The organism is Photorhabdus sp. RM323S, from assembly GCF_042879375.1.
GTDB classification, from domain to species: domain Bacteria; phylum Pseudomonadota; class Gammaproteobacteria; order Enterobacterales; family Enterobacteriaceae; genus Photorhabdus; species Photorhabdus tasmaniensis.
Genome location: NZ_JBHFKZ010000021.1, coordinates 25,620 through 46,448 on the forward strand (window position 1 = coordinate 25,620; position 20,829 = coordinate 46,448).

Annotated in this window: 22 protein-coding genes, 1 tRNA gene and 1 other RNA gene; 14 read left to right on the plus strand and 10 right to left on the minus strand. The window is 41.6% G+C overall.

Annotated elements, in window-relative coordinates:
• Nucleotides 1-51: 51 nt before the first annotated feature.
• Nucleotides 52-128 (plus strand) — tRNA-Ile (locus ACGF7G_RS11020).
• Between the two features lie 182 nt (nucleotides 129-310).
• Here ACGF7G_RS11020 and ACGF7G_RS11025 read toward each other — a convergent pair.
• Nucleotides 311-880, minus strand: a complete 570-nt coding sequence (locus ACGF7G_RS11025; protein WP_387465461.1) for a Bro-N domain-containing protein — start codon at nucleotides 878-880, stop codon at nucleotides 311-313.
• A gap of 383 nt (nucleotides 881-1,263) precedes the next feature.
• Here ACGF7G_RS11025 and ACGF7G_RS11030 point away from each other — a divergent pair, with 383 nt between their 5' ends.
• Nucleotides 1,264-1,587, plus strand: a complete 324-nt coding sequence (locus tag ACGF7G_RS11030) for a type II toxin-antitoxin system RelE/ParE family toxin (protein ID WP_011148113.1) — start codon at nucleotides 1,264-1,266, stop codon at nucleotides 1,585-1,587.
• 46 nt (nucleotides 1,588-1,633) lie between these two features.
• Nucleotides 1,634-1,930: a NadS family protein gene (nadS, locus tag ACGF7G_RS11035; protein ID WP_113044380.1), complete on the plus strand. Its 297-nt coding sequence runs from the start codon at nucleotides 1,634-1,636 to the stop codon at nucleotides 1,928-1,930.
• Between the two features lie 472 nt (nucleotides 1,931-2,402).
• On the opposite strand, the gene ACGF7G_RS11040 is transcribed toward nadS, so the two are convergent.
• Both ACGF7G_RS11040 and idi read right to left on the minus strand, forming a co-directional pair.
• A complete protein-coding gene (locus ACGF7G_RS11040; protein ID WP_387465464.1) occupies nucleotides 2,403-3,347 on the minus strand; it encodes an SAM-dependent methyltransferase in 945 nt (314 codons plus the stop codon).
• Between the two features lie 45 nt (nucleotides 3,348-3,392).
• Nucleotides 3,393-3,926: an isopentenyl-diphosphate Delta-isomerase gene (idi, locus tag ACGF7G_RS11045; protein WP_387465466.1), complete on the minus strand. Its 534-nt coding sequence runs from the start codon at nucleotides 3,924-3,926 to the stop codon at nucleotides 3,393-3,395.
• Nucleotides 3,927-4,455: 529 nt separating this feature from the next.
• Here idi and ACGF7G_RS11050 point away from each other — a divergent pair.
• Nucleotides 4,456-5,382, plus strand: a complete 927-nt coding sequence (locus tag ACGF7G_RS11050) for a VirK/YbjX family protein (protein WP_387465468.1) — start codon at nucleotides 4,456-4,458, stop codon at nucleotides 5,380-5,382.
• A gap of 53 nt (nucleotides 5,383-5,435) precedes the next feature.
• Here the strand turns inward: ACGF7G_RS11050 and ACGF7G_RS11055 are convergent, their stop codons facing one another.
• Nucleotides 5,436-6,023 (minus strand): GNAT family N-acetyltransferase, encoded by a 588-nt coding sequence (locus ACGF7G_RS11055; protein ID WP_387465470.1) that lies wholly within the window; start codon nucleotides 6,021-6,023, stop codon nucleotides 5,436-5,438.
• A gap of 102 nt (nucleotides 6,024-6,125) precedes the next feature.
• Nucleotides 6,126-6,542 (minus strand): DoxX family protein, encoded by a 417-nt coding sequence (locus ACGF7G_RS11060; RefSeq protein ID WP_387465472.1) that lies wholly within the window; start codon nucleotides 6,540-6,542, stop codon nucleotides 6,126-6,128.
• A 435-nt stretch (nucleotides 6,543-6,977) separates the two neighbouring features.
• Between ACGF7G_RS11060 and ACGF7G_RS11065 the strand changes: the two genes are divergently transcribed.
• Nucleotides 6,978-8,999 (plus strand): FAD-dependent oxidoreductase, encoded by a 2,022-nt coding sequence (locus ACGF7G_RS11065; protein ID WP_387465473.1) that lies wholly within the window; start codon nucleotides 6,978-6,980, stop codon nucleotides 8,997-8,999.
• Between the two features lie 129 nt (nucleotides 9,000-9,128).
• On the opposite strand, the gene sstT is transcribed toward ACGF7G_RS11065, so the two are convergent.
• Nucleotides 9,129-10,376: a serine/threonine transporter SstT gene (gene sstT, locus ACGF7G_RS11070; protein ID WP_387465475.1), complete on the minus strand. Its 1,248-nt coding sequence runs from the start codon at nucleotides 10,374-10,376 to the stop codon at nucleotides 9,129-9,131.
• 289 nt (nucleotides 10,377-10,665) lie between these two features.
• Complete coding sequence (locus ACGF7G_RS11075; RefSeq protein ID WP_387465477.1) at nucleotides 10,666-11,628, minus strand: TerC family protein; 963 nt, start codon at nucleotides 11,626-11,628, stop codon at nucleotides 10,666-10,668.
• Nucleotides 11,629-11,709: 81 nt separating this feature from the next.
• On the opposite strand from ACGF7G_RS11075, the gene ACGF7G_RS11080 reads away from it, so the two are divergent.
• The 6 genes from ACGF7G_RS11080 (at nucleotide 11,710) to ACGF7G_RS11105 (ending at nucleotide 14,678) form a co-directional block, all read left to right on the plus strand.
• Nucleotides 11,710-11,940, plus strand: coding sequence for a hypothetical protein (locus ACGF7G_RS11080; RefSeq protein WP_387465479.1), 231 nt, complete (start codon nucleotides 11,710-11,712; stop codon nucleotides 11,938-11,940).
• A 290-nt stretch (nucleotides 11,941-12,230) separates the two neighbouring features.
• Nucleotides 12,231-12,902, plus strand: a complete 672-nt coding sequence (locus tag ACGF7G_RS11085; RefSeq protein WP_133815538.1) for a DedA family protein — start codon at nucleotides 12,231-12,233, stop codon at nucleotides 12,900-12,902.
• Nucleotides 12,903-13,093: 191 nt separating this feature from the next.
• Nucleotides 13,094-13,399, plus strand: coding sequence for a YqjD family protein (locus ACGF7G_RS11090; protein ID WP_133815539.1), 306 nt, complete (start codon nucleotides 13,094-13,096; stop codon nucleotides 13,397-13,399).
• Between the two features lies 1 nt (nucleotide 13,400).
• A complete protein-coding gene (locus ACGF7G_RS11095) occupies nucleotides 13,401-13,802 on the plus strand; it encodes a phage holin family protein (RefSeq protein ID WP_133815540.1) in 402 nt (133 codons plus the stop codon).
• The gene (locus tag ACGF7G_RS11100) at nucleotides 13,795-14,067 is read left to right on the plus strand and encodes a YqjK-like family protein (RefSeq protein WP_387465480.1); all 273 of its coding nucleotides are present in this window, start codon (nucleotides 13,795-13,797) and stop codon (nucleotides 14,065-14,067) included. Before ACGF7G_RS11095 ends, ACGF7G_RS11100 begins: the two co-directional genes overlap by 8 nt.
• 215 nt (nucleotides 14,068-14,282) lie before the next feature.
• Entirely contained in the window at nucleotides 14,283-14,678 is a 396-nt protein-coding gene (locus ACGF7G_RS11105) for a DoxX family protein (protein WP_387465482.1), read from the plus strand.
• 812 nt (nucleotides 14,679-15,490) lie between these two features.
• Here the strand turns inward: ACGF7G_RS11105 and ACGF7G_RS11110 are convergent.
• Nucleotides 15,491-16,387, minus strand: coding sequence for a LysR family transcriptional regulator (locus tag ACGF7G_RS11110; protein WP_133815543.1), 897 nt, complete (start codon nucleotides 16,385-16,387; stop codon nucleotides 15,491-15,493).
• A 110-nt stretch (nucleotides 16,388-16,497) separates the two neighbouring features.
• Between ACGF7G_RS11110 and ACGF7G_RS11115 the strand changes: the two genes are divergently transcribed.
• A complete protein-coding gene (locus tag ACGF7G_RS11115) occupies nucleotides 16,498-17,199 on the plus strand; it encodes a pirin family protein (RefSeq protein WP_387465484.1) in 702 nt (233 codons plus the stop codon).
• Nucleotides 17,200-17,241: 42 nt separating this feature from the next.
• On the opposite strand, the gene rnpB is transcribed toward ACGF7G_RS11115, so the two are convergent.
• Nucleotides 17,242-17,617: RNase P RNA component class A (gene rnpB / locus ACGF7G_RS11120), an RNA gene on the minus strand.
• A 77-nt stretch (nucleotides 17,618-17,694) separates the two neighbouring features.
• Nucleotides 17,695-18,561: a 16S rRNA (cytidine(1402)-2'-O)-methyltransferase gene (rsmI, locus tag ACGF7G_RS11125; protein WP_387465485.1), complete on the minus strand. Its 867-nt coding sequence runs from the start codon at nucleotides 18,559-18,561 to the stop codon at nucleotides 17,695-17,697.
• 63 nt (nucleotides 18,562-18,624) lie between these two features.
• Between rsmI and ACGF7G_RS11130 the strand changes: the two genes are divergently transcribed.
• Both ACGF7G_RS11130 and ACGF7G_RS11135 read left to right on the plus strand, forming a co-directional pair.
• Nucleotides 18,625-20,367 carry a penicillin-binding protein activator gene (locus ACGF7G_RS11130; RefSeq protein ID WP_387465487.1) on the plus strand — a complete coding sequence of 581 codons (1,743 nt, stop codon included), beginning with the start codon at nucleotides 18,625-18,627 and terminating at the stop codon, nucleotides 20,365-20,367.
• A gap of 60 nt (nucleotides 20,368-20,427) precedes the next feature.
• Entirely contained in the window at nucleotides 20,428-20,808 is a 381-nt protein-coding gene (locus ACGF7G_RS11135; RefSeq protein ID WP_387465489.1) for a YraN family protein, read from the plus strand.
• Nucleotides 20,809-20,829: the final 21 nt, after the last annotated feature.

Below are 20,829 nucleotides of genomic sequence, written 5' to 3' on the forward strand. Positions count from 1 at the left end.
TGCAAAGCTAGACCGCAAGCAAAACTGTACGTATAATCCTTCCCATCCAACGGCCCCTTAGCTCAGTTGGTTAGAGCAGGCGACTCATAATCGCTTGGTCACTGGTTCAAGTCCAGTAGGGGCCACCAGATTTTCGCTGATAAATCAGTGCATTAGGCCACTCAAACAAGAGTGGCTTTTTTGTTTCTGGTAGTCAGTGGCGACAAAATGGCGACAGAGATTTTTTCATAAAGCCATTACCCAGATGAAAACACACTAGCCAGCTTCAATTTCTGAGCAGAAAGTTAGGCTATTTATCAACCTTTTAACATCATCTTAACATTATCACTTTTTCTACCCTTATTCCTGCTTCTTCTTGAAGATAATGCGAGAAACATAGATCAAATTTAAAAGCTTGTTCTGGACACCGAATAGAATCACAAATTGCCAAGACTTCAATTCTGTGTCTATGCAATTTTTCTGTACTTAAAACATTGGCTGGTTTCTGACAATAAGGACAAATAATGAGCTGACTTAGTGAAATACTCTTCTCCCTGCCTATATAGCTACCGGTCTTTCTAATCGAAGGTAAAACTTCACTAGTAACCCATTTACAAAAACGGTGGGGTAAAGTTCCTTTCTTTACGGCATCACGACATCGGATTGTCAGAAAATACATTCCTGATTCATTGATAATGTTTACTTTTTGCTTTCCACCAAGGGTGTCACTTAAAGCTACATCCTTTTCATCATCATCAAGTTTTGCGATAGCTTCGCGGCTGTTTATGATTTTCAAAGCATCACATACATCTTGTGCAACAAACCAAAGATTGCCATTTTTAATCAATGTACGTACTTGCTGATTTTCAAAAATAAATGGAGTTACGGATAGACTAGCCATTGCTGACTCCTTACTTTTCTTTGAGAATTGGGTTTACCATTTAAGAATATGGTGTCGGGAGGCTCAAAACGGCAGTAAGAAACCGCGGACTTATTCCCCTTGCGGGTGTTGTATTAGTCGCCCTCCCGACATTGAATCAGAGAGATGATAGCCGAATAGCTACCATTAAAAATTAGGCATAAAAAACCCAACACTAACGGGGTTGGTTTTGACCGCTTACTTGAGGTTTTGAGTCCCCATGCATAAAACGATAATAAATTGTTTTCAGAAGATCAACTACAATTTTCTATGTGCATTAAGATCTAGTCTCCAGTACGATTTGATCTTGACTATCGTACTATGTACGAATATCATATTTCCATATATAGGCAAGGATGTTTTTTATGGAATATCTGGTTTTTATTGAAACTCCCGTATTTAGTAGAGAACGAGCAGAACTGTTAACCGATGATGAATTTAGGCTATTACAGGAGCACTTACTAAAGAATCACGAGCAGGGTAGTACCATCAGCGCTACTGGAGGATGTAAAAAGATTCGTTGGCAGCGAGAAAGGATAGGAAAACGTGGCGGAGTAAGAATTATCTACTATGCCATAACCAAAACTGGGAGGCTCTATCTCCTTTTGATTTACCCTAAAAATAAAAAAGATGACTTAACTCCAAAAGAAAAAGAGGTACTTAAAGCCATCAGTAACAAATTACAGTAATTAACACCGCGCAGATACGCGGCAATGTTCATACAGCGGAGAAACTATGGACAAAAAACTTTTTAACGATCTGGTTGAAAGCATGAATCAGATGGTAGCAATTGAAAAAGGCGAACTTTCTGTTTCTGATGAAAATATCCATTACCATCGCCTGCCTGATGTAAAAAACTTACGTGAAACCTTTGGCTTAAAACAAAGTGAATTTGCCGAAGCTGTTGGCGTTTCTGCATCTCTAATTCAAAGCTGGGAACAGCACCGCCGCATTCCTTCTGGTTCATCACTGAAACTACTTAAGATGCTTGAACGTAATCCTGCGCTTATTAATGAATTAAGCACACTTTAATACTTTCACTTTCTCCTTGTCATAATGCAAAAGGATAAAATAATTTCAGTTCTGTATATCCTGTAAAGCCGCGCTCTATCTGATTTCTATGATAAAACACGGCTTCCTTTCGTGATCTTCTTTTTCACGTAAAATAGAATTTTTCCTTTAATATCATTGCATTGTAATTATCTTCGTGATCCTCTTTTGATCCAAAACGTGCAGGCGGGTGCGGTGTAGTGCGTTACGTCAGGTTTACTTTTATTTCGTGGGGATTGTGCAGCATGAGCGCGACGCAGATGACGTTGCGTGCATCTGATTGCGTTTTATGAAGGGTAGAAAATTAGGCACAGTAGCTTGATCACAGGTGGTAAATGTTAAAGGCCATCGGGAGGTTACCCCGATGGCCTTAGCTACGTTTCCGTTATCTATTTCAGAAATGCACGGATCAATTCTAAAAGTGCAACTAACGCTTTAAGAACCAAGCTGCTTGTTAAAGTTTCTGTGCGATAACGCTATAGGTCGAGACATAGTTTTTCACCTGACCGATCGAGAAATTTTCAGCTAACACACGAAGCTCCTCTAAAGCACCATTAACACCTTCAGGAAAATTTCGTTCGATGTTGGCCTTAACATCCAGCAGCCAATGCACTACATCAGCATTAGACGGCAATACTCTCATATCCTTAATGATAAAACCGCTTTCCTCTAACACTTGTCTGAAATAAGCAGACTCTTTACGATTACCACAAGCGAGGCGATCGATGATGTCAGGAGTATCCGATTTATAGGTGCCTAGATCCACATTATAGAGATTGTCAGAAATAATCACCCGGCCACCAACCTCCATGCGTTTGAACAATGCACGCATGGTCTTTTCATACAGCAAATTAGGAAAATGCGAAATGACACCACGGATAATCACCAGATTATAAAGCTCTTGTGGATCAGGTAAACGATCAATATCCTGTGCATTACATAGATATAGATTGATACGCTTGGACAGCCCATGTTCTGCATGAAACTTGGCACAATACCGCAATTGCTGCTCGCTGATGTTAACCCCATCCAAGCGAGCACACTCAGGGAAGCGTTCAGCCAGATATTTCAAGATATAACCCCAGCCACAACCAATATCCAAAATGCGCCGAATCGCAGGCCGCTCTATCTTTGTCTCCAGACCAGCCAATAGCAGTTGACGATCAAAATAACGAATACCTGATTCATCCAGTGAAATTGGTGGTTTTGAAGCGGGATCATCATAAACACCAAACTGAAATAACAGCGTATTACCAATCACTTTGCGCCAACGCTCTGGATCTTCACAATAAGTTTGCACTACTTTGCTTTCATAATCGTTGGAGGTTTCCCCACGGATGATGTGATAAGGCTGGGCAGGATCAATATCAGTGTACAACATGTTGTTTAAGATACTCATGATCTATCATCCAATTTTGCGGTTATCCGATAAATTACATTGCCATCAGAGCTGCCTTTGCCAATCTTCAACATCTTGATTCGAAAGGCTATAAACGATTTCTTTAAACCAAACTGTATATTTCCAGGGAGCTTTATCAATTAACGCTTTCAATTCCAGCGAATTAACCCATTTATAATCAGATACTTCGTCAGCGTTAATTATCGGCTCTTTATCAAACCTCCCAATGAAAACATGATCATATTCGTATTCAATCAAATTATTAGGTAGTGTTGCGTGATAAATAAATGACGAAACCTTTTTCAATGGGCAGTCAAACCCCATTTCCTCACCAAGCCGACGGTGTGCAGCTACCTCCAGCGTTTCTCCGATTCGAGGATGTCCACAACAGCTATTAGTCCAAAGTCCTGCCGAATGATATTTGTTCACCGCCCGCTTCTGTAGGAGTAAATTTCCTTTACTATCAAAAACAAATATAGAAAAGGCCCGGTGCAACATACCTTTTTTGTGAACATCCATTTTTCCCGCTGAACCAATGGGATTATCATGTTTATCAACAAGAATAAGCATTTCATCCATTGCTAATGACCTTTTGTGAAGTGAAGTAACCCACAAAATGAGTAAATATAAATTAACAATAAAAATAGAATTTATACCCTGCGAATGTCAAACAAATTCAATGAAAATATAATTAAATAATTTAACCAAATGATATTAATAATAAAATAAAAACAAATTACATAACTTTATTATAATGCACATAACTAATAGCTAATAGACCTATAGAAATATCATTAATAATTTTAACTTAATTATCCTAAAAGCGAGCATATCTAACAGCACTCATTTACCGTTAATACTGACCTGCCAAATTCGTTGCAAATCACCAAGACTGAATCAATCTCCTTATATCTTCTGTATACTTTTAAAACGAAAAAACATCATCAATTATTAAATCGAAGTTAATCAATAACTACAATCTTGTTAAAAACAACGCAAATGAAGCTTGTTGAGGTATTGTTTAATACCAAAGTAGTATACTCGATAAATTAAGTAATTTTCCTGCCATGTGCCATATCGTAATCAGAATTAGAAAAGAATGGAATATATGTATCAACCTGCCAACTCGGGTATCAGACTATTTACAGATTTAGTCGGAAAAAAAATCAGTCCAAGCCCTCACTGGTATTCTGCACAGAATCGCACCAAGTTTGCTTTACGTAGTGCTCTGATGCCAATATCGACGCTAAAACTATTAAACCAGATAGTTAACACACCGTTTTATCTGGATATTTTGAAGAAACAACCTTGTTTGCCTTCTAAACTACATCGCCCTTATCTGAGTATCAATTTCAACAAAGGGCAAACGTTACGTGCAATAAATGAACATTATCAGCTGTTATTTACCGGGCTAAATAAGTCTATTATCAATAAAATTTTTTGTTCCAACGCATATCCATTAGCAGTTATCAATGGTAAAAGCGGAACTTATACTATTTTTATAGACTCTATGGACTGTTTTAACAAAGAAGGCGAGCTTACCTTATTTATTGGGACGGAAGATAATAAAACGCTAGCAAAATGTGCTTTTACGCTACTGACCATTGCGGGTAAAAAGACACTATTTATTGGTGGGCTACAAGGTTCCAAAGAAGATACAACCCTTGAAATTATCCGCCATGCAACGAAAGATTGTTACGGATTATTTCCAAAACGCTTACTGCTTGAATCTGTTTGCCGTTTTGCTGCCCACTTTGGTTGTCAACAAATTCTGGCAGCCAGCAATGATACCCACATCTATAAAAGCCTGCGCTATTGGCATAAAAAGAAAGACAAATTAGTTGCTGATTACGATTCTTTCTGGGAATCATTAGGTGGAGCAAGGGGGAAAAATAAAGATTTCCATCTGCCATTAACCATTGAAAGAAAATCTCTTGAAGATATCGCCAGTAAGAAACGAGCTGAATATCGTCGCCGTTATCAATTACTGGATGAGCTGGATAATGGAATGCAGGATTCTCTGCCTTCAAATTAAATCAGAATCAGGCCGCCACCCAGTGTGGCATAGCCTGGTTTTTGAAATGGCTTCTATCTTGGTTTAACCATCTGCCATTCAAGATGGCTTTTGACCGCAGGCCATTCACCATTAATAATGCTGTAAACACAAGTATCCCTGATACTACCATCTTTAGATAAAGTATGACTCCGCAAAATCCCATCAAGTTTCGCACCCAGCCGTTCTATCGCTTTCCGACTCTGATGATTAAGAAAATGAGTACGAAATTCTACGGCGATACAACTCAATTCTTCAAAAGCATATTTCAATAGCAGATACTTCGCTTCTGTATTGATATATGTCCGCTGGATATAACGCGCATACCAGGTAGAACCGATTTCCATCCGGCGAGCATGAGAATCAATATTCATATAAGTGGTCATTCCAACGGCTTTGCCTGTCCGGTGGTCAACAACAGCAAAAGGCAGCATGGTGCCTCTCTCATATAAGAATAAACGGCGATCAATATCTTTGCTCAGATCAACCGGTGAAGGAATATTGGTGTACCACAATCTATGTAATTCCCCCTCTTCAATTACCTGTACAAATTCATCATGCCGCTGGTGCGTCAAAGGTTCAAGAATAACCCTTTTCCCTTCCAGAGTGACCCATTCAGTCATTTGTTTTCTCATAATAACCGTTGGTATTAATAAATAAGTTAAGTATAGAAGACATCTCCCCATTCCAGAATCAAAACCAGAATGGGGTTAATATATGAGAAATTAATCTTTTATTAAAGTAAAACGCCCACTACCCTGGAACATGATGGATAATGCGACCAGGAAAAACAAACCCGCACTTTCAACACCCCATCCCCCCGTTGCATTGTTCAGGAAGAAAATATCAGAACCGTGGATAAGTACTACTGCGACACCCATTGTCAGAGCAACTATCAATGCAGCAACACGAGTAAAAATACCAAGGATAATTAAAACCGGGCAAACAATTTCACCAATCAATACACCATAAGCAATAAAAGTGGGAACCCCTACATTGGTCAGCATGGCTTCAATGCCTTTCAGTCCATCAGGTTGAACTTTATGAATACCATGCAATAACATCAAACATCCCAGTGATAACCGCAGAAATAACTTTGCAAAATCAGGGTAGTTCACAAACTGGTCAAATTGTTTCAACATAATTACACCTCAATGGGATCGAATATCATCCTCTATATTGTCCATTTCGCCATAAAATCTAGCTTACACAAATCATACTGAACTCTACTTCCCGATTTTTTGATAATTATTATTATTTCATAACAATGCTAATAACTAATTGTTATATACCAAGCTTAGAAAATACCAACAACATCGTTGTCATTGAGAATGATAAAATCAATCATCAAGGAGTCCATCAACAACTTCTGCATTCCCACTCTCTTTAATCAACCTATGGCAGAACGAGATTTTATGATACACGTCACATTCATTTAACATTTTTTTCCCAATTAACCTTATTCCATCTAGATTTGAACCACTATCTCATCCGACCACCTGATGTTTTTGCCTCGTGGTTTCGGACACAATAACAATAATCTGGTTATGATTGACAAACACCCGACGGAGATTGCAATGAGCCACTACCCTCACCTGTTCACCCCTTTAGACCTGGGGTTCACCACACTGAAAAACCGCATTCTGATGGGATCAATGCACACCGGGTTAGAAGAACATCCCGATCGCGCCCAGAGGCTTGCCCACTTTTATGCTGAACGGGCAGCAGGAGGTGTAGCATTGATTGTCACAGGCGGAATTTCCCCAAATAAACAAGGTGTTATAGGAAAAGGCACAGCATTTTTGGTAGATGAAAAAGACCTTATCCATCATAAAGTTATTACAGATGCGGTTCATCAGGCTGGTGGAAAAATTGCCATGCAAATCCTGCATACCGGCCGTTATAGCTACCAGCCGAATCTTGTCGCCCCTACTGCCATTCAAGCCCCGATTAACCCATTTATGCCCCGTGAAATGACAGAAGAAGACATTCAGCAAACCATTGCTGACTTCGCTCACTGTGCGCAATTGGCACAGCAAGCAGGTTATGATGGTGTAGAAATCATGGGTTCTGAGGGCTATCTGATTAACCAATTTCTGACTACCCGCACCAACCACCGCCAGGATCAATGGGGTGGCGGTTTTGAAAATCGAATGCGCTTTGCCGTGGAGATTGTCAAAGCAGTCCGTCAAGCAACCGGACGGGAATTTATTCTGATTTACCGGCTTTCAATGCTGGATTTAGTCGAAGAGGGCTCTGATTGGCAGGAAATCGAGCAATTAGCCGTCGCTATTGAGCAAGCGGGGGCATCTATTATCAATACGGGTATCGGCTGGCATGAGGCACGAATTCCAACTATTGCCACGATGGTTCCCCGCGCCGGATTCAGTTGGGTAACGCAAAAGTTGATGGGGAAAGTTTCAATCCCATTGATCACAACAAACAGGATTAATGATCCAGAAATTGCAGAGCAAGCGCTGGCACAAGGTTGTGCGGATATGGTTTCCATGGCACGGCCTTTTCTAGCTGACGCTGAATTTGTTCTGAAAGCCCAACAAGGACGAGCTGATGAGATAAACACCTGTATTGGCTGTAATCAGGCATGTCTGGATCAGATTTTTGTCGGTGAAATAGCCTCCTGCCTTGTTAATCCCCGCGCCTGCCACGAAACAGAAATGGCTGCCGAACCGGTTACCATGCCCAAAAAACTGGCGGTTGTCGGTGCAGGACCTGCTGGATTGTCATTTGCCGTGACGGCTGCCAGCCGTGGTCATCATGTCACTCTGTTTGAACGTCATGGGCAGATTGGCGGGCAATTCAATATTGCCAAACAGATCCCCGGTAAAGAAGAGTTTCATGAAACATTACGTTATTTTCAGCGTCAATTAGCAATCCATCATGTTGATGTACGGCTGAATCAGACCGCAACGACAGAAATACTCGCCGGTTTCGATGAAGTGATCATCGCCAGTGGCATCGTGCCCCGTCAACTCACTATTGATGGTATTCATCACGAAAAAGTACTGAGCTACTTAGATGTTATCAGGGACAAAAAAACTGTCGGTCAGCATGTAGCTATCATTGGTGCCGGTGGAATTGGCTTCGATATCGCTGAATATCTGAGTCAACCGGGAAAAAGCACCAGCCTTAATCGTACCACTTTCAGCGAAGAATGGGGCATTGACCAGAATCTGGCACATCGTGGTGGTTTATCGCTTGAAGGCCCGAAACCAGAACCCTCCCCCCGAAAAATTTATCTGCTACAACGTAAACCGACCAAAGTGGGTGAAGGATTAGGTAAAACAACAGGTTGGGTACACAGAACCAGTCTGCACATGCGTGGCGTGAAAATGCTCAACAATATGCAATATCTGAAAATAGATGATCAGGGATTACATATCAGCTGTAACGGGGAACAGAGCTGTCTTGCCGTAGATAACATCATTATTTGTGCCGGACAAGAGCCACTGAAAGAACTGTATCAACCGTTACAGCAAGCGGGAAAAACCGTGCACCTTATTGGCGGCGCAGATGTTGCTGCTGAACTGGATGCCCGACGGGCTATCAATCAGGGCACTCGATTGGGGCTTAAAATCTGACGATAAATAATGGCGGTCACAGGCAGACCGCCAAGATGCAGTAAACGCTCGAACCGCGCCATTCCTGGCGCGGACGTTTTATTCTTCTTACCTATTACCATCTTCTTAACTTCAACCGGAAAACGTCAGTCAATCACGCTGAGTTAGCTGATCCAACGCCAGACGGTCATCCTCAGCCTGACAAACCGCAGCGGTGAACAATACATCAGTAGAAGAGTTCAAGCTGGTTTCTGCCGAATCCTGCAATACACCAATAATTAAACCAACCGCCACAACCTGCATAGCAATTTCATTAGAAATACCGAACATACTACAGGCCAGAGGGATCAACAGTAAGGAACCACCCGCTATACCAGAAGAACCACAGGCACAAATGGCAGAAACCACGCTTAACAACAATGCTGTAGGCAGGTCAACGGGTATCCCGAGCGTATTTACCGCGGCCAGAGTCAATACCGGGATAGTCACCGCAGCACCCTCCATATTGATCGTTGCCCCCAACGGGATGGAAACCGAATAAGTATCTTCATGCAGATTCATACGGCGACACATAGCCATATTCACCGGAATATTCGCAGCCGAACTACGGGTGAAAAATGCTGTCACGCCACTTTCACGCAAGCAAGCAAATACCAGTGGATAAGGGTTACGACGAATTTTCCAATAAACGATCAATGGGTTTACAACAAATGCGACAACCAGCATACAACCCAGTAACACAGCCAGCAGTTGGGCATATCCCAACAAAGTATTAAAACCGGTTTCTGCGATAGTTGATGACACCAAGCCGAAGATACCAACAGGTGCACAACGGATTACTACCCGAACAATCTGAGTAACCGCTTCAGACATATCATGAATCAGAGATTTAGTTGAATCCTTCGCGTGACGCAGTGCGATCCCCAAACCAATAGCCCAGGCAAGAATACCGACATAATTACCATTTAGTAACGCATTCACCGGATTAGCGACAACATTACCCAATACCCCTTTAATCACCTCCATAATGTTTTCAGGAGGAGACATCTGAACATCATTTACAGCCAGCACCAATTGTGACGGGAACATAAAACTACCGGCCATAGCAACTAAAGCGGCGGAAAAAGTACCCAGAATATAGAGGACAAGAATTGGACGAATATTGGTTTTCTGGCCCTCTTTGTGATTAGCAATAGAAGACATAACCAAAATCCATACCAATACCGGGGCTACTGCTTTTAAGGCGCTAACGAACAACGACCCAAGCAAGCTGACCGACTTGGCAGCCGAAGGCACCAACCACGCTAATAGTATCCCTGCAATTAAACCGACCAAAATTTGTTTAACCAAGCTCCCCTGTGCAATGTAATGCACGAAGCCACGCTTTTGTTTTTCCATAATTGACCCATTTTATTAACAGTTCAGCTGAACCTCTATTTTTTGTGTTTGCTGCCTCAGTATAGGGAACCCAAGAATGGTGGAAAGCAGAAACAGTTAAAATATACAACCTTGTCAGCACTTATTAACAATGCATTCACATTTGTGTGATCAAAACGGCAATTTACACATTTACAAAGCACAATTATTTACTTTTATGTTTAACCATTTTTCAGTAATTTAAGACAATAAGAAACCCTATCCCCCTGAACAAGAAGATAAGGTTGCCTGTTAAAAAATAGTTCCCTGATTACTGGATCTCTTTAGCTTTATACTTATTTACCCAAACATTAATAATCATTGTTATTGTCAAAATAATCGCAATAGTCCCCAGAGAAACGCCCATAGGAATATGATAAATATCCATTAGCAGCATCTTAATACCGATAAATACCAAAATGACGGATAAACCATATTTCAGCATTGTGAATTTCTCTGCTACACCTGCCAACAGAAAATACATTGCACGTAATCCTAAAATAGCGAAAAGGTTAGAGGTCAAAACAATAAAAGGGTCTGTTGTGACTGCAAAAATAGCAGGAATGCTGTCTACAGCAAAAATAACGTCACTGATTTCAACCAAAATCAGAACCAAAATCAATGGGGTCGCATACAACAACCCATTGTCTTTAACAAAGAAACGTTCCCCGTGCAGATGATCAGTCATACGAATACACGATTTGAACCAGCGGACAAAAGGTTTATCCCCTATCGGAGAATTATCCTCTTTTGCCAACGCCATCTTAACGCCAGTAACCAACAGAAAGATGCCAAATAGATAGAGTATCCAACTGAATTGAGAAACCAGCCAGCTCCCTGCAAAGATCATCACAGTACGCAGCACAATTGCGCCTAAGACACCGTAAATGAGCACCCGGCGCTGCAAATTTACCGGAATGGCAAAATAACTGAACAACATCAGCCAGACAAACACGTTATCAACAGCGAGTGCTTTTTCAAGTAAATAACCCGAAAGAAAAGCCATTGCCTGACTATTGGCGACAGCTTCCCCTACAGTTTCTCTGAAATACCACCACAATCCTAATGTAAATAAGAGTGACAAACTTACCCAAATTACGCTCCAGACAGCAGCTTGACGAAATGACATTGTCCGCTCTTTCTTACGCCCTTGTAAGAGCAGATCCAGTAACAACATAATCGTAATTAAAACGGCGAAACTTCCCCATAAAACAGGATTACCCACTGAGTTCATTTTCTTTCTCTACATAAACAAAAACGGCTGAAGTCTCAGAAGACGTCAGCCGTTGCTATATTTCTTCCCCACGTAATGGAGATGAATGTATTGCAAGCAACCCTCGCCTTCTGGCAAGGTCTCACTTACAACACAAAAAATGTACCACCAGGTATCAGTTCAAGGTTGCCCGGCTACCGGATGCTATTGCATCGTAATGACGATAAACCGGCAAGGAAGTTACTCCCCTTTGCTATGGTGAAAAGTAAATCAAATTCACTCAAGAATCAATCCATCATCGCAAAAATATTGACTCATAGAAATAGCCAATAAACTGCAAATAAAACAGTGAGAAAATAGCGATTAATTTAAATTAAAAATCCAATAAACCGATCTCATCAGATCAATTTATTATTCCACCCCAATCAATGTTCAATTGATCACCAAAATTTTCTGTTTAGTCACTCTTGATTTTGTTACAGTGTCGCAGGCCGCACCATTTGCCTCTCTTAACGGATTGAAAAGGCGTTATAACCGGCCAAATAACTAAAACAGGATACAGTTTAATCGGTTTAGCCTTATGCTTTCAGGATGAACGAACAAAGGCATTTTAGGAACACCTGATGGAAATAGTAAAAGAACTTATATATGCACTTTGGCACCAGGATTATGAAACTCTGGCCAATCCATCCCTACTATGGGCCATTTATATCATGCTATTCTTGATACTCTTCCTTGAAAATGGCCTGCTTCCCGCTGCATTTTTACCAGGAGACAGCTTACTTATATTAGTTGGCGTATTAATTGCCAAAGGTGCAATGAGTTTCCCGGTAACACTTGTTATATTGACCACCGGAGCAAGCTTAGGTTGCTGGGTCGGTTATCTTCAGGGGAAATGGTTAGGAAATACTAGGATAGTACAAAGTTGGCTCTCCCACCTCCCAGCTCATTATCATCAGAGAGCTTACAATCTTTTTCACCGCCACGGTCTGTCTGCTTTACTTATCGGCCGTTTCCTCGCATTTATAAGAACCCTATTACCAACACTTGCAGGTCTAACGGGCCTGAAAAACAGCCGTTTCCAGTTTTTTAACTGGCTCAGTGGCTTCCTGTGGGTCGTTATCCTGACCTCTCTGGGCTATGCACTCGGTAAAACCCCTATTTTCCGTCAGTATGAAGATCTGGTAATGAATTTCCTGATATTACTGCCACTTGCTTTACTAATTATTGGTTTTAGCGGTAGTTTGTTAGTTGTGTTACGTAAAAAAACGTGTCAATCCCCTCAAAAAAAGTAGTTCATTCTGAAAAATCCTTAAATCCCCTTCTGTCGCAGACAAAAGTATTGTTTGCGGCAGAATAGTGAAATAACGCTAATGTTTTTCATTCACCTTCTAAAATATAAGCTATATTTAAGGATAGTCTTTTCCAGCCTCTGGAAAATCGACTGACTAAATCAAATATACACACCTACATAAGGAGTATTTACATGGTACATAACAAAACTGCTGAAGACTTACGCATTGAATTAAAATCCCTCTCGAAAACACTAGAGGAAGTGATCAAAAATTCCGGTGATAAATCCGATGTCGAACTGGAAAAAATCCGCGGAAAAATAGAAGCCGTACTCCAAGAAACTCGCATGAAACTTGGTACTGTCAGTGACAAAGTCGTTATGCAAACAAAAGAGATGGCTCGTCATGTTGATGACTACGTTCACGACAAACCGTGGACAAGTATTGGCATTGGTGCCGCCGTGGCTGTCGTATTAGGTGTATTGTTGGCTAAACGCTAATATGAACCACCCATCCAAATCTCAAGGCCCCGGTAAAGGGGTCCTTGATTCTCTTCAACGCATTGCCACCATCATTATCGGGATGGTAGAAACCCGCTTACAACTGATCGTTGTAGAACTGGAAAAGGAAAAGGCAACGCTGATACAACTGATATTAATGACCGGTCTGACATTGCTGTTTACCGCTTTTGGCCTGATGTGCCTGCTTGCTCTGATTTTTTGGGCTGTCGATCCAGCCTGGCGTCTTACTGCATTAGCCGTCACCACAGGTACTTTGTTAACCCTGGCGCTCATTGGCCTGATATGGACTATCAGGAAATCCCGTAATTCAACATTACTTAACGCAACCCGCGAGCAATTAAAGATTGATAGAGAGATGCTGGAGGATCATAGTAATGAGTAAACAGAGCCAAAAAAGAAAACTGAAAAAACAACAATTACTCAAAAGTATCCTGTTACAACGGCTGATACTTTCTAACGATACCCAGCACTGGCGAAATATCACCGAGCCTTATGACAAAGGCTGGAAAAAGCTTTTGTCATTAAAACCTTATCTGCTACTCGGAGCCAGTACCATCTCTTTATATGGTCTTCGTCACCCAGTGAAATTCTATCGCTGGACCCGCCGAGTCATTGGTGCATTGAAGATATTGAAAAGAAAGAAGTAATTATTCTTCATAATATATCTTATTGATTATCAATCACATTACTTACATTCAAAAACTTTGTATAAAATTGTTAATAATCCTTACTTACAACTAAGCGCCCCTCTCTTTAGTATACATTCCATCTGTTAATAATTAGCAAATTGTGCTATTTCAAGTTAGTGCAGCCTAATCATTAAGTAAATCATCATTATTTATCTGTATCCTTGGAGTCATTAATGAAAAAATTTGAAGATAGAGCCCTGCTATTAGCCCGTATTTTGATGCCAATCCTGTTTATCGTTGCAGGTTATGGAAAGTTAGGTGATGCCTATGCTGGTACTCAACAATATATGGAAGCCATGCGGATTCCTGGTTTTTTATTACCATTGACTATCTTGCTTGAACTGGGTGGCGGCCTAGCCATTCTGTTCGGTTTCTTAACCCGTACAACAGCGCTATTTACTTTTAGTTTCTGTATGCTGACTGCCCTGCTTTTCCACAGCAACTTTGCTGAAGGCATGAACCAAACTATGTTTCTAAAGAATTTGACTATCGGCGGTGGCTATTTGTTATTGGCTATTTCGGGGCCAGGTAAATTCAGTATCGACCGTCTAATAAATAAGAATTGGTAAATTACCTAAAGGTAAATAATTAGCCGGAGGATCCAGAAGATCTTTCGGCTTGTTTTTAAATAGAACCCGCTGAATAATAACGCCTGTTTTAATGGATATTCAGTCTATTTATTATTACTTTTAATAAGCCATTTAATCAAGTAATGAAAATTTTACATTGCAATAAATATAAATTACCGCATCTTTTTTCATTACCAAAACCACTAAAATATCTAATTATGTTAAATATATAAAAATCAGGAAAAATAAATTTTATATTAAAAATAATAACAAAATTACAACTCTAAAATCATATCTATTATTATATTAAGTTTTTCCACCTCAATATCATTAAATTAATTTAATTCCACGAAGTAGACCCAAAAACCGCAAACAAAAATAATAATGATTTAAATCAATGCATTATATAAAAACCAAGTTACAAAAATAATCCAAAAAAATAGAGTGAATTATTTCCAATCAAAAATCATCTCTACAATAATACCAAGTTTTATAATAATCTTTTATTCCCTCTACTTATTAATGGAAATGAATTTTTCAGTATATATGTATCACTTATATAAATGTAATTTATTTTCACCGAATAAATATAAAATATGGCAATAAAATAATTATCTGATTACATCATTCATTAATTAAACCTAAGAGAATACATTTCAATTATATAAGGTTAATTTATTCGGAAAATATTGAGCGCACCAAAATAACATGTGATATATAAATATAATTCTAACCTGACAAAGATATTCTCCACGGGAGATAATAAATAAAGCCGGAAGATCATAACGGATTTTTCCAGCTTTTCATCTATCTTAGCGGTTAGCAAACAATTTAGGAATTTCCCGCAAACACCAGGATTTAGCTTCTCCCATACTGTCTCGCCGCCATGCCATAATGACATTTGTCTCATGGCTGTATTCAGAGCTAATCACCCGCAAACGACCCGCCGTAATATCTTGTTCCACCATAGGATAAGGCATAGTGGCAACTCCTAACCCGGCCAAAAGAGCCCGACGTTTATCTTCCAGCGAACTCACCGTTAAACGTTGTTGCTTATCTAACAACTGAACCGTCAATACCGGGCGCTCCCTTGCTGTATCTGCCACAGCAATACCACGGTACTTCACCCTCGTGACATCAGACAAAGGCTCTGGTTCTTGATGAATAGGATGATCAGGGCTGGCGACATAGACATTGGTAATGCTGTAAAGCTGGCGTGAATTCACTTCTGCCGATGCACGGAAATGCATATCCGGTGCAATAACAATATCCGCCCGACCTGTTTCCAACCGCTCCCATGCACCAGCCAAAACCTCAGTCAATAAAGAGAGCTGGGTATTCGATTTCTGAACAAGTTTGCCCACCAATGGGAACAATGAAGAAGCAGGGACCAATGCCTCACAAACGATTGTCAGGTGAGTTTCCCAACCCCGCGCTAATGCCTCTGCGTCAGCGGTTAATTTATCCGCAGCTTCAAGCAATTGACGTCCACGATCAAGCAACATACGGCCAACATTGGTGAATTTGGTTCTGTGACCCGAACGGTCAAACAGCACCACATCCAGCTCCTCTTCCAACTTTTGCATCGTATAGCTAAGTGCAGAAGGAACACGGCCAAGCTCATCGGCTGCCGCAGCAAAACTTCCCCGCCGGTCAATCGCATCCATGACCCGTAGAGACTCCAGTGTAAGCGCTCGTTCTTTGCTCATATTTTTCTCAATCAGGAAATTTGAATATGGTGACCAGATTAACTGGCTAACATTTCGCCGTCCAGATAATTACTATCGTTAGTGTGTGTTTTTTGAAGGTAACCGCCATCATGATTATAAATAGAACAGCAAAGCAATGTGGAAAAGCTGACTATGGTTGGCTACAGGCCCGTTATACATTTTCATTTGGTCACTATTTTGATCCAAAGTTTTTAGGTTATGGCGCTCTGCGTGTACTGAATCAGGAAGTTATCGCACCAAAAGCCGCTTTCCAGCCTAAATCTTATCCACATGTGGATATACTAAACATTATTCTGCGAGGTGAAGCAGAATATCGTGACAGTGAAGGCAATCATGTCAGAGCCTGCAAGGGAGAATGTTTACTGTTTTCTACCCGTCAAGGCATCAGCTACAGTGAACATAATATCAGTGCGAATAAGCCACTGACCCGCTTACAACTTTGGCTAAATGCCTTCCCTCAGCAGGAAAGCTTACCGTTGCAACGGATGGCGTTACCAGAGCAACCATTGACTATGCTTGCCTCTCCAACCGCAGAGGATGGCAGTATGCAATTACGCCAGCAAGTGTGGGTAAATCATATTTCTCTTAATAAGAGCCAATCTCACCATCTGCAATTAAAAGGAAAAAATGCTTATCTGCAATCCTTGAACGGCAATATAAAAATAAAAGGCAATTCGAAGGATAACGCTTTGATTAAATGTGGAGATGGCGCTTTTATTCATGAAGAAAATCGTCTGGTTTTAAAAGCAGATACTGAGTTCCAGGGGTTGTTAATTGATCTGGCCGCCTGAAAAAGCAAAAGCCCCATCAGGACTAACCTAATGGGGCTAAATTGGTGAAGTTGACCGATAAGCCGGGTTCTGTCGTGGACAATCATTCATCTAGGCCAGCACTTGCGCACTGGCTCAAGCAGCCTACCCGGGTTCGATACGGGCCGTACCTAGTGAACCCCTATTTGGCCTTGCTCCGGGTGGAGTTTACCGTGCCACGGACTGTTACCAGCCGCGCGGTGCGCTCTTACCGCACCCTTTCACCCTTACCTGATCCTGCATAAGCAGGCCATCGGCGGTTTGCTCTCTGTTGCACTGGTCGTGGGCTTTCACCCCCCAGACGTTATCTGGCACCCTGCCCTGTGGAGCCCGGACTTTCCTCTCCCCTACCTATCGTCCAAAAGGACGATGATAAAGCAGCGACTGTCTAGTCAACTCCGCAGCGGATTATAAGAGGTTTAACAAACGATGTATAGGCGTTTACTGATTATATGCCTTGTTTATCAACAATTATTGTTACTCTTCATGCTCTCCTAGAGCATGGCGATAAAGCGCATTTTTCTTCACACCATGGATCTCTGCCGCCAGAGCAGCCGCTTTTTTCAACGGCAACTCTTGCTGAAGGAGCGCCAACGTTCTTAATGCCTCTGGCGGTAAAGCATCGTTATCCGGTTTTTTATAACCTTCAACGATCAATACCATTTCACCACGGCGACGAGTTTCATCTTCCTTAACCCATGCCAGAAGTTCACCTGCCGGCATCCCCTGAATTGATTCCCAGGTTTTTGTTAATTCTCGTGCCAGAACGACGTAACGTTTAATTCCCCACACATCAACCATATCTTCTAAACTATCGATTAGACGATGAGTGGATTCATAAAAAATTAACGTCCGCGGCTCCTGCTCCAAAGCCCGTAAGGTATCTTTCCGGCTTTTACTCTTAGCTGGCAAAAACCCTTCGTAACAGAAACGATCTGATGGCAGACCAGCAGCAGACAATGCGGTTATAGCCGCACAAGGCCCAGGTAGAGGAACAACACGAATACCGGCTTCACGGCAACGGCGAACCACATGATAACCAGGATCATTAATCAGTGGCGTTCCCGCGTCAGAGACTAATGCAATACTCTGCCCCTGCTGAAGTTTTGTAATTAATTGATCTGCTTTCTGCTGTTCATTATGATCATGAAGTGCGAACATGCGCGCATTAATGGCAAAATGTTGAAGCAACAAGCCAGTATGTCGCGTATCTTCGGCCGCAATCAGATCGACATGCTCAAGAACTTCAAGTGCACGCTGAGTGATATCACCCAGGTTTCCAATGGGGGTTGGCACAACATATAGCGTGGATGTCGTAACCACTGCTCGATTGGGTTGATTCATTGTTTCATCCGAATGACCGATTTAAAATTGAGCATCTTTGAAAAAAACATCGCTGGATACAGTATGCTTTCCTCAATTTTTGTGCGTATCAAAACTGGTTTAGTCTGTTCAGCTATGCTGGCAGTTATGATCATCGCAGGGTGTTCCATACCTGACCAACAGGGACAACAACCTTTGCAAACTCAGGATAAAGTCAGTACAGAAATCGCCCGTTATCAATCCATCATTGATGCCGCTAATGGCGAACCTTCTCTGGATGTCATCCGTGCTTATATCGCTCAGGAGCCACTTCTGAAAGACAATGTCGCTCATCAAAAAAATATTGATGATACCTGGCAAACGCTGACCCGTCTTTCACCACACAATCGCAGTGAGTTGGTCATCAACGCTGATGAAAATATTCTGCAAGGCTGGCTGGACTTACTCAGTACCTATCAGGATAACAAACAGGACTCTGACAAACTACAAGCAGCTGTCCGTGACTGGAAAATTCGTTATCCACAAAACCCAGCCGCGCAGTCACTCCCAACCCAGCTACAACCAGCCGCCATCCAATCGCAAAGCACTGACATCCATATTGCACTGTTCCTGCCATTAAGCGGTCAGGCAAAAGTATTCGGCGAAGCAATCCGCCAGGGTTTTCTTGATGCTCAGGCTGGTTTGCCAGCCCCACTACTGCCAACAGAAAATCCGGCAAATTTATCTACAGCAATCAACGATAATACGTCAGATGCAGTGGTCTCTGCCGATGCCCTGCCAAATGCAGAGATTCCCGTTGAACCAACAACACCAGCCGTTCAGTCAATGCCCGTCATAGCCAATGTGCCGGTTAACACACAACAGGTCAAAATCTATGATACGGCAAGCCAGCCACTGGAAAATTTATTGATTCAGGCTGAACAAGACGGCGTGAATTTAGTTGTCGGGCCGTTACTGAAACCAAATGTGGTTAAACTGGTTCAGATGAATACGTCATTAAACATGCTGGTGCTGAACGAGTTAGATAATGCGCAACCCCGGCCCAATGTCTGTTATTTCTCTTTATCACCAGAAGATGAAGCGAAAAATGCCGCGGAGCATATTTGGCAACAACAGAAACAGAATCCTCTGATACTCGTTCCCCGGGGTACCTTTGGTGACCGGATTGCCAAGGCATTTGCACAGGAATGGCAAAAACAAGGTGGGCATACTGTTCTGCAACAAACCTTTGGCTCTTCCACCGAACTGAAACAGTTAATTAATAGAGGCACAGGTATTCGCCTGACCGGAACAGCCATCAGTGCAACAAACAATCAACCTGTATCAACCACTATTGGTGATCTGGAAATTCCCCAGCTAAATACAGATGTCGTTCCTACTTCTGCCGGCGGCTCAGTGGACGCAGTTTATATTGTTTCCACTTTAGATGAATTGACTCTGATTAAACCGATGATTGATATGGCAATCAGTTCCCGTAATAAACCAGCCTTTTATGCAAGCTCCCGCAGTAATCAAGCTGGTGCCGGTCCTGATTTCCGTCTGGAGATGGAAGGAATGCAATTCAGCGACATTCCATTAATCGCTGGCGCTAACTTGCCACTGATGCAACAAGCAGCCGGTAAATTTGCCAATGATTACTCTTTGATGCGCCTTTACGCTATGGGTATTGATGCCTGGTCATTAGCAAATCAGTTCAGTCGGGTACAGCTTCAAAGTGATTTCCATCTCAATGGTGCCTCAGGGATGCTGTCTGTTCAGGAGAACTGCGCGATTTTCCGACAGCTCCAATGGATGCAATATCATCAAGGCCAAATCACTACCATTTAATTAAGCATTAATTGCCGCTTGTCATCAGGTGGCAATTAAATTCAAATAACGCTTTTCAGGATGAAAATAAAAAAACCAACAAGTTATTTGCTGGGACGCAGCTACGAAACACAGGCAAAGTTGTTTTTGCAAAAACAGGGGCTAACTTTTATCGCTGCGAATGTGAAAGTTCATGGCGGTGAAATTGACCTGATTATGAAAGACAAACAAACTTGGGTTTTTATTGAAGTCCGTTTTCGCAAACAAGGGCAATATGGCGATGCACTGGCGACCGTGACCCGCAGCAAGCGTAGAAAATTATTGCACGCTGCCGCAGTATGGCTGTTTCAACGAGGTGAGTGTTTTGAAACCACTTCTTGTCGCTTTGATATTTGTGCTATTACTGGTCAACAATTTGTGTGGTTGCCAAATGCTTTCAATCAAGATGAGTTCGCTCGCTAAAATGATACTGGGTAGGTTATA